Genomic DNA, 16,242 nt, shown 5'->3' with positions numbered 1-16,242 from the left:
GTAAAAAAATAAGACATATTTAATCATTTACCCTATAATTAAATCACCACAATCAAAAAAGGAGATTAAATATGTCTAACAATTATTTTATTACAAATTTACTGAATATCAAAGATGAAAATCTTAATTTTTCTGATGGAATACACCACAAAGTCATTAAAGGTGTAACATATACAATTCTAACAGCTAAATTAGAATATTCTGACCAAGTTTGCCCTCATTGTGGCTCTAATCATAATCTAATTAAATATGGCTTTAAGTCATCTAATGTCAGATGTTCTAGAGCTGGTGATTATCCTGTAATAATTGATTTAAAGAAGCAGAAGATGTTCTGTAAATCTTGTAATAAATATTTCTTGCTTGAAACTAAGATAGTTGATAAGCATTGTAATATTTCTAATCAAATCAAAAGACATATATTGGCTAGTTTAACCAAGAAATTATCAATGAAAGATATTGGTAGCAATAATTACGTATCTACTACTACAGTTGCTAGGTTCATGGCTAAGCTTGATAATGAATTCAATGTAGATTTTTCATATTTACCTTATCACCTATCATTTGACGAGTTCAAATCAACCAAAGATGCCAAAGGAGCTATGAGTTTTATATATCTAGATTCAGATAATCACAAGGTTATTGATATTGTAGAGAATAGACAGTTACCTTACCTAAGGAAATATTTCTTATGTTATCCAAGATATGTTAGAGACAAGGTTAAGACTGTATGTATTGATATGTATAGTCCATATATTTCACTTATCAAAGAACTATTTGTAAATGCAGAAATCATTATTGATAGATTTCATATTATAAAGTTATTTACAAACTCTTTTAACCATACAAGGATTGATACAATGAAGGCTTATTCTACTAGTAATATTAAATACAAAAGACTTAAAAAATATTGGAAGCATTTTCTAAAACCTTACAAGTTACTTGATCCTATACACTTTTTTAAACGTGTTCATTTCCCTGGCAGTCTTGTATCTGATGAGGATATAGTGGATATTAGTCTTAACATTGATAAAACCTTGAAAGATACATATGAATGTTACCAATGCTTGAGGGAAGATATTGAGAAGAGGAATTTTGAATTATTTACATTTCATTTAAGTTATTTTAAAGATAAGGTGAATGACAAAATGAAAACCTCAATAGATACTTGTTTTTATTACCTAGAATATATTAAGAACTCATTTATCTATGATTATTCTAATGGACCTATAGAGGGTGTTAACAACTTCATAAAAGTCTTAAAGAGAATAGCCTTTGGTTACAGTAATTTTGCTAATTTTAGAACAAGAATATTTATCACAAGGAATTTATTAGCAAACTAAAATTCAGGGATAGAAATTTCTATCCCTGATTAATAATTTGGTTGATTTTTATTTACCAACACGATTTGACAAAGAGCCGAAAAGATGAAATAGATCTCCAGTGGAGGTCTTTTTTCTTTTCTCCTGTAACAAATGTTACTGATTATTATTATCAAAAGCTATATAATAATAAAAAAGACATATGGAGGTAAGCTATGAAAATTGATATAAATAAAAATGTCTACGACCTAGTTACAGAAAACCCTCAAATAAAAGATAAACTTATAGACTTAGGCTTTAAGCCCCTATCCAACCCTATAATGTTTAACACCATGGCAAAGAAAATGTCCATCAAACGTGGGGCAAAGATGCTAGGCATAGAAAACATAAAAGAAAAACTAGAAAAAGCGGGCTTCGAGGTAATAGATGGGTCAGAAAATCCTGAAGTTAAAGAAAGAAAAGAATTAATAAAAACTTACATCAACAGATTGACCTCGGGCGAAGACCTAGAAACAGTAAGAAAAGACTTTGTAAAAAACTTCGATGGAGTATCCTCATCTGAAATAATGGATGCCGAAGAAGACTTGCTAGAATCAGGAGTAGATAAGGAAGAAGTAAGGAAATTATGTGACGTTCACTCAGCTCTCTTTCATGGAATGACGGAAAACGAAAAAAACAAAGAAACTTACACAGACCCCTTCATTTCCTATATGGCAAGAGAAAATGACAAGATAAAAGAACTTATCCAAAAAGCGAAAATTGGAGAAGAAATAGAAGAAACCATAAAAAACATAGGATCTCACTACAAGAAAAAGGGAGACCTCATTTATCCAATTCTCAAGGTAAAATATAACAAACCAGGCCCATCAGAAGTGATGTGGGCAGTAGATGTTGAAATAGGGAAAAATCTCAAAAAAGCCCTCAAAGAAAATAAGGAAAAACTCCTAAATGAAAGCCTACAAAGAGCGGAGGAGATGACCTACAAGGAAGAAAATATCCTCTATCCCCTAGTAAGTGATAACGTAAGCGAAGAAGACCTCGATCTCCTCTACCAAGACCTGGAAGACTATGACCACAACTTGATAGCCTACGGAAAAGAAAAGCTAGTCGAAGATAAGACTAACGAAGATAATTACATTCACTTCAAGAAAGGCAAACTAAGAATCGACCAAATAGAAGCCATGCTAGATACCATGGAATTTGAAATAACCTTTGTCGATGAAAATGACATAAACACTTACTACAACGACCACAAGGGATCAAAAGTCTTTAAAAGACCGACAAGTTCACTAGGAAGAGAAGTCTACACCTGCCACCCACCTCAAGTAGAGCCAATAGTAAGAGGGCTAATAAAAGACTTCAAAGACAAAAAGAAAGACTCCTTCAAACTAATAAAAAATATAGCTGGTAAGGACTTTGCCATCTCCTACTACGCAGTAAGAGACAAGGAAGAAAACTACAAGGGAGTCCTAGAAATAGTCCAAGATTTAAGCTTCTATAAGGAATATCTCACAAAATAAGAGTCTAACTTATAAAATTATCAAAAACTAAAATCATCACCTCTCAAATCATAATTGAAGCATGCTTTGAGAGGTGGTTTTTATTGGAAAATCTACCCAACCACAAACTAACCTCCCATCTCTTAACTTTTAAAAATAGGTCCTTATGATATAATTTAGATATAAATACCAAGGAGAAGACCGTGAAACTAAGTGAACAAAAAATAAGAGCTAAAGAATTTAGCCAAAGATGGGCAAATACAGGAGATGAAAAAAGCGAAAGCCAAAAATTTTGGCTTGATTTACTTGAAAATGTACTCGGAGTCAAAGATCCATATTCCTACATAGACTTTGAAACTAGGGTAAAACTAGACAACACCTCCTTCATAGATGGCTACATAGAAAAAACCCACGTCCTAATAGAACAAAAATCATCCAAAAAAGCTTTGGATAAAGCAATAGAACAATCTGACGGTTCCTACCTAACCCCCTTCCAACAAGCAAAAAGATACTCGACAGAACTACCCTACTCTCAAAGACCTAGATGGATAATAACCTCTAACTTCAAAGAGTTCTACATCTATGATATGGAAAAACCAACAGGAGAACCAGAAAAGATTAGGCTAAAAGACCTAGAAAATGAAATTTACAGACTAAACTTTTTGGTAAGAGAAGAAGAAGACTTCATAAAAAAAGAAACCCAAATTTCAATCGAAGCAGGCGAGATAGTAGCAAGCATCTATGAAGCCCTACTTATGGAATACAAAAACCCCGAAAGTGAAAAGACCCTACATTCCTTAAATATACTATGCGTAAGGCTAGTATTTTGTCTATATGCAGAAGACGCGGGTCTATTCGGCAACAAAAATATGTTCCACGATTACTTAAACAAGTACAAGGACACAAACCCGAGAACAGCCTTAATAAATATATTTAGAATCTTAAATCAAAAGGAAGAAGACAGAGACCCCTACGAAGACAAGGACCTCCTAGCCTTTCCTTATGTTAATGGTGGGCTTTTTTCTGATATGGATATAGAAATTCCTAGATTAAATCCAAACATAGTTGATATCATCCTAAATAGGGCTTCCCTTGGCTTCGATTGGTCAGAAATATCCCCAACCATCTTTGGCTCAGTATTTGAATCAACCCTAAACCCAGAAACTAGAAGAACTGGAGGCATGCATTACACATCTATAAAAAACATCCACAAGCTAATCGATCCCTTGTTCCTAGATGACCTAAAAGAAGAATTTGAAGAAATTAAGGAAATTGCCCAAGTAAAACAGAAAAAACAAAGGTTAGAAGAACTTCATAACAAAATAGCAAATCTTAAATTCCTCGATCCAGCCGCAGGCTCAGGGAATTTCCTCACAGAAATCTACATTTCCCTAAGAAAACTCGAAAATAAAATTATAGAAGAAAAAATAAGGAAAAAAGATGTTATATCCATATCCTTTATAGATGAAAGTTCAGAAGAATTAGAAAATCCTATTAGGGTTAATCTTGGTCAATTTTACGGAATAGAAATAAATGACTTCGCAGTAACCGTAGCTAGGACAGCCCTTTGGATTTCAGAAGACCAGATGATGAAAGAAACCATGAACATCATCCATCAAAAAATGGACATCCTTCCCCTCAAATCTTATGCCAATATAGTAGAAGCCAACGCCCTAACTATGGACTGGAATGACCTAGTAAAGGCAGAAGAGCTAGACTATATAATGGGCAACCCTCCTTTTGTAGGGGCAAGACTTATGGATAAGGAGCAAAGAAAAGATTTGGAAATAGTATTTGGATCTAAATATAAGAATATTGGAATGCTTGATTATGTTACAGGTTGGTATAAAAAAGCTTTTGATTATATAAAAGCTACTAAAATAAAAGTAGCTTTTGTATCTACAAGTTCAATATCAGAAGGGGAAATGGTTGGATATCTTTGGAAACCCTTGTTCGAAAATGGTTTAAATATTGTTTTTGCTCACGAATCCTTTAAGTGGATTTCTGAAGCGAGCGATATGGCTCAAGTCTATGTTGTAATAATAGGATTTAAAGATGGAATTTTCGATGAAAAAAAATATCTATACTCTAATAACAGTGTAAAAAGTGTAGCGAATATCAATGCTTATTTGAAAGATGCCCCTAATGTTTTCGTAGAAAGGATAAGAAAACCTATCTTTGATGTTCCTAAAATGCACAAGGGGTGTCAACCTACTGATGGTGGAAATCTTATAATAGAAGCAGATGAACTAGAAGCATTTTTGAAAAAAGAACCAAAGGCAAAAAAATTCATAAAAAAATTAATAGGTGCTAGAGAATTTATTAATAATAAAGATAGATATTGTTTGTGGTTGGTAGATGCGACTCCATCCGAACTTAGAGCAATGCCCTTGGTAATGGAAAGAATCAGAAAAACCAAGGAGATGAGGCTTGCAGCAAATTCTAAAGGAACTCAAAAATTAGCAGAAACACCCCATCTTTTTAGAGAAACCTATAATTATAAAGCATTTATAGCTATACCTAGGGTATCATCAAGTAACAGAAAATATATACCAATAGGTTTGTTGCGAGATGATGTAATCGCAACAGATGCATTATTAATAGCAAATTCAATTAATCTATATGAGTTTGGGGTTATATCATCAAATGTTCACATGGGGTGGATGAGAGTTATTTCAGGTAGATTGAAAAATGATTATAGATATTCAGCAGGAATAGTCTACAATAATTTCCCATGGCCAAGTCCTAATGAAAAACAAAGAGAAAAAATAGAAAAAACAGCCCAAAAGATTTTAGATGCCAGAGCCCTCTATCCTTCATCATCTCTTGCCGACCTCTATGACGATTTAACCATGCCAGCTGAATTAAGAAAGGCTCATATGCTTAATGACAAGGCAGTTATGGAAGCTTACGGCTTTGATTGGAGGACTATGACCGAGTCTGAATGTGTGGCTGAGCTTATGAAGATGTATAAGGCTTTACTAGGAGATGATGATGGAAGTTTTTGATTTATTGGATAATTTGAAGTTTTCGAAGGAAGAAGAAGTTGAAGAGAAAGTTTATGAAGATGAGAAAGTTAGAGTTCTTAGGACTATGTCCCTTGATCAAGTTACAGACTTTATGATCCAAGATGAGGATGAGTTTGTTGTTCTGATGGAGGGCAAGGCTTCTATTGAGACTAAAGGAGAAGTTATTGAAATGAAAAGAGGAGACTTTCTTTTTATAGAAAAAGGCCTTAGGCATAGGGTCATAGACCAGGATAAGGCTGTTTGGTTTTGCCTTTTTGTAAAATAAAGGATAGTTATTTGATAATCTTTACAAGTATTTAGCTAGATAAAACTTACAGTATTTATTTTAATGAATTTACTTAATAAATTATTTTGTTATCTATTGACAAAAGAATAAGGATATGATAAAAGTATCTTAAAGGAGCTTGTTATGTTTTGTAAAAAATGTGGTTATTTGAACAAGGATGATTCCAAGTTTTGCGAAAATTGTGGAGCGAAACTTGATGGGGATGATAGTCCTACTGAAAAATTAAATTTGAATGAGGATATGGATTCTTATAGGAGAAGTTACCAATCTTCTTCTCCTAAGCCTTCTTATGAAAGCCAAGCTAGGAACAGCTATAAGGCTTATAGTAAAGATTCTAGTGATGGTGGAGATAAGAAGAAGTTGTTTTTGTATGGGCTTGTAGGGGTTTTGATTATAATTCTTCTTGCCATAGTTGTTAAGTCTGCCTTTTTTTCTGATTATAGTAAAAATGCTGGTGATGATATTAGCGAGCATGAAGAAAATATCAGTAGCGAGGATAAGGAAGCTAAAGACGAGAAATCTATCTATAAGGATAAGTTAGCTGATGCGAGAAAGGCAATTGTAGATAAGGACTATGAGAAGGCTTTATCTTTAATAGATGAGATTCCAGCAAGTGCTGGCAAAGATTATAAGCTAGCACTTAGTGAGAAGAAAAAAGTTGAAATGGATATAGTTGAAGAGCTTAATAAGTACATTGAAGCTAAGGATTATGCAAAAGCCAAAGACTTATCTGATTCTTATTTGGGACTAATGCCTGATAGTCAAGATATATGGGATATTAATTTAAAAGCTAGTGAGCAAATCAAAAAGACTAACGAAGAAAAGTCGAAAAAAATCAAAGATAATGAAAAAAGCAATCAGGCTAAGAAAGAAGCTAATATAAAAAATAGCGAAGTATCCAATGATGAATTAGTAGATTTGGACGAGCTTAGAAGGAATAATTCTTATGGTGAAAATGGAAACCCTAAATATACAGATATTTATAAGGAAAGTGACTTCCTCCACAAGAGTTTTAGGGTCATGACTGATGTAGGTATGGTTAGACAAGGCCACAGCTTGAATTCTAAGGCAATAGGCAAAGTCTATAAGGGTGATGTAGTTTATGTAGAAGATTGCGTTAGTGATGGTGAAAGATACTGGTGTTATATAGGTAGCGGTTGGGTATCAACCAAGCTATTTACAGGAGAATATAATTAGGAGGATTTCATGGCGAAATTTTGTAATCAATGCGGTAGGCCTTTAAAAGAAGGCGAAGTTTGTGATTGTCAAAAAAATAAGACTGAAAAATTAGATAAAAAAGATTTTGCTAGGGCTGAAGAAAATAGGACCTATGATTATTCTAATAGTGCTTCTAATACTTCAAGTTCACATTCAGATGATAAGAACATCATGGATGATATAAGTTATTGGCAAGGTAAATTCCAAGATAAGCTAGGTGCATCTTTTAAGGAAAAGGTCGACGATTTCAAGAAGATGAATGAAGAAATTAATTCCTACAACGATGATGTTGTTATTCCTAGCCTTATTAATGCGAGTGAAGGGGAGGTTTGCGTAAAACAATACGATATAGCGACCTTTAAGAATATGATCATGGGCTTTATAACTTACTCTAAGGCTAATTGTAAGCTTTTGGTAACTAACAAGAGGGTGCTCCTATCTGCTAGGGGAAGGGATATAAAGGGAAATCTTAATTTCCAAAATGAGTTTTCTTTAAGTGATATAGCAGGAATTAGTCTTGTAAGCGAATATATACCTAACCCTTTTAAGTTTATACTAGGGCTTATCATAAGTATTTTTATCAATACTATATTAGTAACTATGGGTGGTGGAAATTATGATAGCGGTGGCTTCGTTATGGGTATCTTATGCATTATTATTGGACTTATATCCAGCATAATGATAAAAAATAACAATATTCTATCTCTTTTGGCATCAAATGTCATCCTTGCAGGAGCGACTTTATCGGGTGGAGTTGGTGCTTTAACATCAATGATGACTTTTGAATCTCGCCAAACAGCCCTACTAAAGCTAATTATTTTTGGTATAATAGCGTTTTTTGCCTTGATTTATACTTTTCTAAGGATTTGGGCATTTGCTCAAGTGCCAAATCTTACCTTATCTATAAATACCAGGTCTTCTTTTCCAGCTATAGATATGAGAAAGAGAGAGAAGAAAATGTTCGGTCTTATATCAGATGCAAGTGGAACTAATACAGGTTTTGATTATGTAGTTCCAGCCAGAGATACAGAATTGGCAATTAGGGAATTGGGAAGTCTAATTTCAGATATCCAATCTCATGGTGATTATGGTATCGAAAAATGGAAGAATATCTAAAGGAACAAGGAAAAAAATTTAATATTGAAAATTATTTTAAGCCTGAATCCTATACTATCCCTAATGCTTTAGGCTTTGCTATTGACGAAGATAAGCTTAAACAGAACAAGAGAAATGAGTTTGAAGAGGAATTTACAAAGTCTTTAGAAAATGCACCTAACTTAGAATCAGTTTCTCTCTTGGGGAAATCAAGTGGATATAATTTGTTTAAGCTTGGTAATACAGAAGCTTCGATCGATTTAGACCATGAAAAATTAATTGATTCACCAGAAGATGCTATTTCCATAGGAACTAAAGCAAAAATATCAGATAAATTCGCTCTAAAAAGCAAACATAGTTTCTATAAACAAAAGCTTAGCATCTCACAAACTATAGTAGAATCAAAAGATAAGAAGGTTAAATTTAGTCAGGACATGGGCCTTGCCCTTAAAAGCCCGAATCTATCTTCTGATAATGAAAAAGATGATTATGACCTAGAAGCATCTAATAAATTCGCCTTAAAAGTTGGGGATTTCAAACTAGAACAAAGTGGAACATTAGGACTATTGTCAGAAAATAGCGAAAAATTCGATTTTGATTTTTCCTATGAGCCAGAAGATCCAAATATCGCCCAAAAAGCCCTACTTGAGAGCATTAGGACTACATCAATACTTAAAAATTTTGCTTTGATGGATAATTCATCTAGCAAGGAGACTAACAAGAATGAAGAGGGTATTAACAATGATATCGCTCTATGATGAGGAGAATTAATTGAAGAAAATAGAAGTATTTGAAGGAGATGAGCTTTCTTTCAGCCCCAATTTTATCGAAAATACTGATGATTCTATATATCTTTTTGGTGAAAGCTTCCTAGGCCATCCTATGAACATTCCCCTAAGCCAAGACTTGTTAAGCAAACACGTCCTAATCTTAGGAAATATAGGTAGTGGTAAGACTAACGTCTTCTTTCAAATCCTAGATCAGTTAAGCTCAAGGATAAAGAAGGACGATGTAATAATAATTTTTGATACCAAGGGAGAATTTTACGAAAGTTTCTATAAGGCTGGTGATATTGTAATTTCTAACGATGGGACAGCGACAGGACGTGATGGTGAAGATTATTGGAATATATTTAGGGAAATTGACGATGATAAGCTAGAAGAAAGCATAATGGAGATAGCATCCACCTTTTTTGAGGGGAAAATTTCTTCTACTACACAAAAATTTTTCCCTATGGCGGCTAAAGATATCTTTGCAGCAATCCTTACTCATTTTTATAGGTCTAGGGATAAAATCGAAGTCAATAATGCCCTGCTTAGGGAATTTTTGGATATAGGTTCAGCTGACTTGATTAGAAAAATGTTAAGCCAACATGAGGATTTAGCTAATCTTATTTCCTACATTGATAATGACAAGTCCGGCCAAACTCAAGGAGTCTTATCCGAGCTTCAACAAGCTGTAAGGGAAATCTTGATAGGAAACTTCAAAAAGGAAGGCTCTCTATCAATAAGAGATGCAGTAAGAAATAAGGATGGAAGAAAAATTTTTGTCGAATATGACCTAGCAAGTGGCAAGGTCTTATCTCCAATCTATACCCTTCTCTTTGATTTGGCTATAAAACAAGCCCTATCGAGAAAAAAGAGTCAGGGCAATGTCTATTTTATTATAGATGAGTTTTCCCTCCTACCAAACCTATCCCACCTAAATGATGCCATAAACTTCGGCAGAAGTCTTGGAGTTAAATTTATAATAGGCGTTCAAAACATAGAACAAATCTATGACTCCTACAAGGAATACCAGGCAAGGTCAATCCTTTCAGGTCTTTTAACTTCGATTTGCTTTAAGGTAAACGAAGAAAGCTCTAGAAAGTTTATCAAGGACTTGTATGGGAGAAATCGAAAGAAGGATACCTTTATCTCAGCTATACAAAATCGAGGTATAGTCGAGCAAGTTAGGGATTCTAATGTAGTAGAGGATTGGAATATATCAAATCTTAAAGTAGGAGAAGCCATCATAGGTCTAGCTAATTCAAATCCATTTTTATATAAATTTAAAAAGAGTAAATGACAGAAAAAGTCTCTCGCAAAATGTGAGAGACTTTTAGTATTTATTCACCAGGATACATAGTTGATGAGCCTGGATACATTTTAGCAAGCTCGTTGATTATTAGTCCTATATCACCGAAACCTGTTTGTTCTAGTTTCTTTTGGGCTCTAGTATAGGCCTTATCAATATCGTCGTTGGTCATTTTATCAACGGCATCTTGCTTAAATTCATAATTATCTACTAGGGATTTTTTGAATTCTTCGTAATCGCTATCTTTTTCTCCAAATTTTAGGGTCTTATCTTTAGACTTTGAATCTTTAGAAAATAATTCTTCTCCAGCTAGTTCTACATAATCATTGTAGAGGCCTTCTGGTTTCTTATCGTAGGCCTTTTTGAAGGCTTCTTCCAACTTCTTGTCAGAAATTTTTGCTATTTCATCTTCATCATAGCCTAGATTTGCTATAGCCTTTCTTTCATCTTCATACTTATCAGTAACTTTATCTGTACTCTTTGGCCAGTTGTAAAGAGTCTCGATAGATTCAAGCGGGAATTTGTTTGAATAATTTTCGTAATCCTTAGCAAGCTCTTGGAAAATAAAATCTTTTATATCCCAATAACCAGTCTTTTCACTTGCAGCTTTGGCACGGACATAATATTCTTTGATATCTTCATCACTTAACTCATCAAGGATGGCTGGATTGAACTGTCCGATATCTACTATGTACTGTCTTATCTTTGCATAGTCAATTTTGTTAAGGGCATCTCCTATATCTTTCTTGTCAGAATCTTCTTTATCTGCTTTTACTTTATCGCCTAGGAGATCCTTATTATTATCCTTATCAGGATCTTCTTTTAGTGCTTTTTCTATAGTTTGTTCAGAAACATTTCCCTTGGCGTTTCCTGTTAAATTAGAACAAGAACTTAGTCCTAGTATTAGGGCAAATGCTAATAATATTTTTCTGCTTTTCATATAACCTCCTGTTTTTACTATCATACCCTTTTTGCATTTTTTTAATAATTCTACCTTTTATTGGAGGTGTTTTGTAGAAAAACCATAAAATTCATAAAATTGTAACCTTTTTGTTGCAATTTATCTTAAAATGGTCTATAATAGTCATGAAATATCAAAAAATCGGATTAAATTAAAAACTACTATAGAAATTGTAATTAAATTGTAATTTAAATATTTATGTGAAAGAGGTAGAGATGAAAAAGGTTAATAAGACAATACTCTTTGCATCAACTTTGTTTATATCTTCTATATTTGCAGGAGCGAATCACTCATATGCCCAAGAAGATTATAAGTTAGATGATAGCTTGACACAAGCACAAAATAAAGAAAGTTCAGATTCTGATTCGACTAAAGAAAATAATCAAGAGCCTGTGAACTATGATTATGAAGGCCTTGAAAAAGCCCTAAATGAAATCGAAAGCGATAAGGCTAGCGATGGTAAGGGAGAAATAGAATCAACAAAAGCTATCAATAAAGAAGAGCAAAATCTTCCTACACAAGAAGAAATCTCTATTAAAGAAATATCTGGAGATAAGGGTCCTAAGGATGCCAAGAACACTAACTACCAAGATATAGTTTATTATGATAATTCTAAACTAGATGAAATCTATAAAGAAGCAAAAACTAAGCCACAAAAGGCGAACTTACCAAGTTCTAGCAGGGGAGCTTCCAAAGAAGAAAGACAAGCTAGTAAAACTAACTGGTATGAAGAAAACTCTAAAGTATATCACAAGGACGATAAGGGTAGCCTTAGCAAGGGCCTTAGTGAAATAGAAGGTAAGAAATACTACTTTGACAAGGATGGAGTTCTTCAAACTAATAAAAAAATAATCACCAACAATTCCTACTACGAGGCAAATGATAGGGGAATCCTAAGCCAAAAACCTAATTCTTGGGTAAATGTTAATAAAAAAGTTTATCGCACTGATAATAAGGGAAACATCCTAAAGGGCATATCTAAAATCGGCAAAGATCTTTATAATTTTAGCGACGAAGGAGTTCTTCAAGCTAATATCAAGGAAATCAAAGACGATATGATCTATATGACAGATAAGTTAGGAAAGATTTCCAATCCAAAGAACTTCTGGGCAAATATTGGCGGAAAAACCTATAGGACTGGTAAGGATGGAAAAATTCTTACTGGGGCTAACAACATAGAAGGCAAGACCTATGTCTTTGATAAAGACGGGGTAATGGCTAAAAACAAAGGCATAATGTCTCAAGGTAGATTTTACAACACTGACAGCAGGGGTGTAGCAAATAACCCTAAAAATGCTTGGATAAACTTCAATGGTAAAAAATACCACACCAACCCTAATGGCTATGTTCAAGAAGGTGTATGGAAGATTGATGGAAAACTTTACTATTTTACATCTAATGGTCTTCAAGGAAATGCTGAAGTTGTTCAACAAGGAGTTGTATATAAGGTAGATGCTAATGGTATAGCAAAACCAGTCGATAACAATATAGATGGTGAAAAGAACCTAGATAAGGTTATAGAGTGGATGCTTACAGCAAGAAAAGCAGGCCTAAGGTACGATATGCATTGGAAAAACAGGGTTTCCGACAAGGCAGCCGACTGTTCATCAGCAGTATATAGGTCCTTAATATATGGTGGCTTCCTAAAACAAGGTAGTTACATAGGAAATACTGAAACTCTCTTTAAAATGGGAAGAGAACGCAAGATAATGTATGAAGTAAAAGAATCAGAAATAAGATATGGAGATATCTTCGTGGCTGGAACTCCAGGAGAAAGTAGTGGAGCTGGTGGCCATACAGGCTTTATCCTAAATAGAGCAAATGACACTATAATCCACATGTCTTATGGTCAAGATGGGGTTGCTATAACTCCTAGAAAAGGATACATGGGAGATAGCTCAGGCCTACCAGTAAGATATTATAGACTTATTGGAGCAGGTTCAAACAATATATATGAAAATGAGAAATAAAACTATAGGAGTTCTATTAGCTTAGCTAGTAGGCTCTTTTTTTTGTTTAAAAATTAAAAGATATACATAAATATATTTATATAGAAGTTGATTTTCTAAGTAAGAAGACAATAATACGAATAATATATGTATATAATTACTTTAGGAAAAGAAAAAACACAGGGGATAAAAAGTCCTTTAGGCTGATAGTACAACATCTAGAAATCTATTAAACTGAAAAAAGGAAATTAATATATATACAAAAATCTTTGACTGAAATGAATAAAGGAGGTAGAGTGTAGAAAATTTTATTAAATAATCTACATAGATTATAAGGAAGGTTAGTATGAAAAACAAAAAACTTTATTCATCCCTAATGGCTTTGGCCTTAGCCCTAAGTCTTTCGGCTTGTGGTTCTAAGACGGATTCTACTAAGGATACTGGAAAGAAAACAAGTGGACAAGAGGAAAGCAAAAATTCTAAAAATGATCAAGGACAAAGTCCTGATGATTTTGAAAAGCAAACAGCTGATGATACCATCGTTTTAGGTGTTGGTACTATCAATGGAGACTTCATCCAAGGTTACAATAATGATGCTAATGATGTAAATGTTAGAAAATTCATGGGTATTGAAGGTAATAATGGCTACAATTGTTATGTTGTAGATGAGTATGGACAGTTTAAAGCTAATACTTCTGCCCTTGAAAAAGAGCCTGAAGTAACTATGAATGAAGATGGGTCTAGAACTACTAAATTCACCATCAAAAAAGATTTGAAATGGTCTGACGGCGAGCCTATTACAGCTGATGACTACCTTTTCGGAATCCTCCTAGAATCTGACAAGGATTTTAATCCTCTTACAGCTTCTTTGAATGTTGGTGCTGATTCCCTCAAGGGATATAAGGCCTTCAAGAATGGCGATACAGATTCATTCGAAGGACTTAACAAGATAGATGATTATACCTTCTCTCTTACAGTTGATGCTTCTCAATTGCCATATTTTGAAGTGCAAGCCCTATCAAATGCTGGCCCAACTCCTATTCACTATATCGGAGAAAATTTAGCTGTGGCAAAAGATGGTAAGAAACTTATTGTCAAAGATGGATACAAAGTAACCGATAAGGATAAAGAAAATTATAAGAAATCTATAGATAGGCAAATCTCCCTCCTAAAAGAAAGCTTTGACAAAGATAACGAAGGAGTTGATAAGGCCAGTGATGATTACAAGAAAGCCAAAGAAGAGTTAGATAAAAAAGAAAAAGACTTAGAGGCTCGTAAAGCTGGTGATGTTGATCCAACAAGACTTCTAATTGAAGAAGCTATGATAAAAGAAACTAGTGATTACAGATTTAATCCTAAGGTTACTTGTGGGCCTTACAAATTCAATAAATTTGAAAATAACATGGTAAAACTTGACCTCAATGAGAATTACAAGGGTAACTTCAAAGGTCAAAAAGCAACTATACCTCACATAATCGTACAATTGGTAAATAGAAATATAGGCCCAGACCTTCTAGAAAATGGCGATATTGACATTTGGGAAGGAGAAACTGATGGTGCTAAAATAGACCAACTCAAAAAAGCGAAAGAGGCAGGGAAAATCCAATTATCTTCTTATGAAAGAAATGGTTATGGAAATATAATCTTCTTAACAGATAGGGGAGCTACTAAATACAAAGAAGTAAGACAAGCTATAGCAAGTCTAATGGATAGAAATGAGTTTGTTCAAGCATTCCTCGGTGGTTATGGAGTTGTAACAAATGGTATGTATGGCACGAGCCAATGGATGTATAAGGAAAGAGGAGCAGACCTAGAAGGAAAACTTACAAACTGGGTTTTAAATATTGACAAGGCAAACGAGTTATTAGACAAGACCCCTTACAAGTTCGAAAAAGATGGTAAGACTGCCTGGGATAAGAAGAAAGCCTTGGATGAATTTAGCAAAAACCAAGAAGGCTTTGACTATTATAGATATGACGATAAGGGAAATAAACTTGTTGTTAACCAATATGGAGCAGAACAATCTCCAATAACAAGTCTAATATCCAATCAACTTCCTCCAAATGCCAAACAAGCTGGTTTGGAATATAACGTAACAGCAGGTTCCTTCTCAACCCTAATGGATCTATTAAGTTTCCCAAAAGATGATGCCCAATACACAGCCTTCTCAATGGCTTCAGACTTTTCAACACCATTTGACCCATGGTTTTACTATTCATCACAAGGGCCATTTAACAGAAGCAAGGTCAACGATCCAAAGGCTGATGAAGTAACAGCAAAGCTAAGAAAAACAGATCCATCTGACAAAAAAGGCTACCTAGACAAATGGGAAGAATTCCAAAAATGGTACAACGACTATCTACCAGAAATCCCACTATATTCAAATGTCTTCCACACAGGATATTCAAACAGGATTAAAGGTTTTGATGTTATTACACCAGTATGGCAAGCAAGTGATCAAATTAACGCTATGACTCTTGAAAAATAAATATTGTTATTCAACTTATTACAAAAACTGGACTAGTTAACAAACTAATCCAGTTTTTTTGAATATTTTATATTTTGCAAGATATAGGCCTTATCAATAAAAAAATAAAAATACAAGTATTATTTATTCTAAAAACATTTATATTTTTTTCGAATGTGGGAAAACGTTGGAATTTAGGATATCATCGCTTTATTGGGGCTTAAAAGTCTGAATTATATTGCAAAGACCCTTGCAACAATAGCCAAAATTGAGGATATTTAAAGAATAAAAATACCTAATGATGTATAAAATAAATGGGGAAGCTTGACAAAATCCATTTATT

Annotated in this window: 11 protein-coding genes; 10 read left to right on the top strand and 1 reads right to left on the bottom strand. The window is 33.8% G+C overall.

Annotation, left to right across the window (positions count from 1 at the left end; genetic code table 11):
- The first annotated feature begins 71 nt into the window (after positions 1–71).
- The 8 genes from HMPREF0077_RS03355 (at position 72) to HMPREF0077_RS03320 (ending at position 10,513) form a co-directional block, all read left to right on the top strand.
- Positions 72–1,340: an ISL3 family transposase gene (locus tag HMPREF0077_RS03355; protein ID WP_004836553.1), complete on the top strand. Its 1,269-nt coding sequence runs from the start codon at positions 72–74 to the stop codon at positions 1,338–1,340.
- 194 nt (positions 1,341–1,534) lie between these two features.
- A complete protein-coding gene (locus tag HMPREF0077_RS03350; protein WP_004836551.1) occupies positions 1,535–2,839 on the top strand; it encodes a DUF438 domain-containing protein in 1,305 nt (434 codons plus the stop codon).
- 182 nt (positions 2,840–3,021) lie between these two features.
- Positions 3,022–5,826, top strand: coding sequence for a DNA methyltransferase (locus HMPREF0077_RS03345; RefSeq protein WP_004836550.1), 2,805 nt, complete (start codon positions 3,022–3,024; stop codon positions 5,824–5,826).
- Complete coding sequence (locus HMPREF0077_RS03340) at positions 5,813–6,112, top strand: cupin domain-containing protein (RefSeq protein ID WP_040349373.1); 300 nt, start codon at positions 5,813–5,815, stop codon at positions 6,110–6,112. Before HMPREF0077_RS03345 ends, HMPREF0077_RS03340 begins: the two co-directional genes overlap by 14 nt.
- 144 nt (positions 6,113–6,256) lie before the next feature.
- On the top strand, positions 6,257–7,330 hold the full coding sequence (locus tag HMPREF0077_RS03335) for a zinc-ribbon domain-containing protein (RefSeq protein ID WP_004836547.1): 1,074 nt from the start codon (positions 6,257–6,259) through the stop codon (positions 7,328–7,330).
- Positions 7,331–7,339: 9 nt separating this feature from the next.
- Positions 7,340–8,467 (top strand): hypothetical protein, encoded by a 1,128-nt coding sequence (locus tag HMPREF0077_RS03330; protein WP_004836545.1) that lies wholly within the window; start codon positions 7,340–7,342, stop codon positions 8,465–8,467.
- Entirely contained in the window at positions 8,452–9,204 is a 753-nt protein-coding gene (locus tag HMPREF0077_RS03325) for a hypothetical protein (protein WP_004836544.1), read from the top strand. The genes HMPREF0077_RS03330 and HMPREF0077_RS03325 overlap by 16 nt, the downstream gene beginning before the upstream one ends.
- Before the next feature lie 13 nt (positions 9,205–9,217).
- Positions 9,218–10,513 (top strand): type IV secretory system conjugative DNA transfer family protein, encoded by a 1,296-nt coding sequence (locus HMPREF0077_RS03320; RefSeq protein ID WP_004836543.1) that lies wholly within the window; start codon positions 9,218–9,220, stop codon positions 10,511–10,513.
- A 40-nt stretch (positions 10,514–10,553) separates the two neighbouring features.
- Here the strand turns inward: HMPREF0077_RS03320 and HMPREF0077_RS03315 are convergent, their stop codons facing one another.
- Positions 10,554–11,462, bottom strand: a complete 909-nt coding sequence (locus HMPREF0077_RS03315) for a hypothetical protein (protein WP_040349372.1) — start codon at positions 11,460–11,462, stop codon at positions 10,554–10,556.
- Positions 11,463–11,698: 236 nt separating this feature from the next.
- On the opposite strand from HMPREF0077_RS03315, the gene HMPREF0077_RS03310 reads away from it, so the two are divergent.
- On the top strand, positions 11,699–13,453 hold the full coding sequence (locus HMPREF0077_RS03310) for a peptidoglycan amidohydrolase family protein (protein WP_040349370.1): 1,755 nt from the start codon (positions 11,699–11,701) through the stop codon (positions 13,451–13,453).
- A 325-nt stretch (positions 13,454–13,778) separates the two neighbouring features.
- The gene (locus HMPREF0077_RS03305) at positions 13,779–15,920 is read left to right on the top strand and encodes an ABC transporter substrate-binding protein (protein ID WP_004836539.1); all 2,142 of its coding nucleotides are present in this window, start codon (positions 13,779–13,781) and stop codon (positions 15,918–15,920) included.
- Positions 15,921–16,242: the final 322 nt, after the last annotated feature.

This window comes from Anaerococcus tetradius ATCC 35098, from assembly GCF_000159095.1.
GTDB lineage: Bacteria > Bacillota > Clostridia > Tissierellales > Peptoniphilaceae > Anaerococcus > Anaerococcus tetradius.
Note: the sequence above shows the minus strand (reverse complement) of the source record. Positions and strands in the feature narration are given on the sequence as shown.

Bases quoted from the DNA above. Each gene is read 5' to 3' on its own strand.
- HMPREF0077_RS03355 (WP_004836553.1), top strand. From the start codon at position 72: ATGTCTAACAATTATTTTATTACAAATTTACTGAATATCAAAGATGAA.
- HMPREF0077_RS03350 (WP_004836551.1), top strand. From the start codon at position 1,535: ATGAAAATTGATATAAATAAAAATGTCTACGACCTAGTTACAGAAAAC.
- HMPREF0077_RS03340 (WP_040349373.1), top strand. From the start codon at position 5,813: ATGGAAGTTTTTGATTTATTGGATAATTTGAAGTTTTCGAAGGAAGAA.
- HMPREF0077_RS03335 (WP_004836547.1), top strand. From the start codon at position 6,257: ATGTTTTGTAAAAAATGTGGTTATTTGAACAAGGATGATTCCAAGTTT.
- HMPREF0077_RS03330 (WP_004836545.1), top strand. From the start codon at position 7,340: ATGGCGAAATTTTGTAATCAATGCGGTAGGCCTTTAAAAGAAGGCGAA.
- HMPREF0077_RS03325 (WP_004836544.1), top strand. From the start codon at position 8,452: ATGGAAGAATATCTAAAGGAACAAGGAAAAAAATTTAATATTGAAAAT.
- HMPREF0077_RS03315 (WP_040349372.1), bottom strand. From the start codon at position 11,462: ATGAAAAGCAGAAAAATATTATTAGCATTTGCCCTAATACTAGGACTA.
- HMPREF0077_RS03310 (WP_040349370.1), top strand. From the start codon at position 11,699: ATGAAAAAGGTTAATAAGACAATACTCTTTGCATCAACTTTGTTTATA.
- HMPREF0077_RS03305 (WP_004836539.1), top strand. From the start codon at position 13,779: ATGAAAAACAAAAAACTTTATTCATCCCTAATGGCTTTGGCCTTAGCC.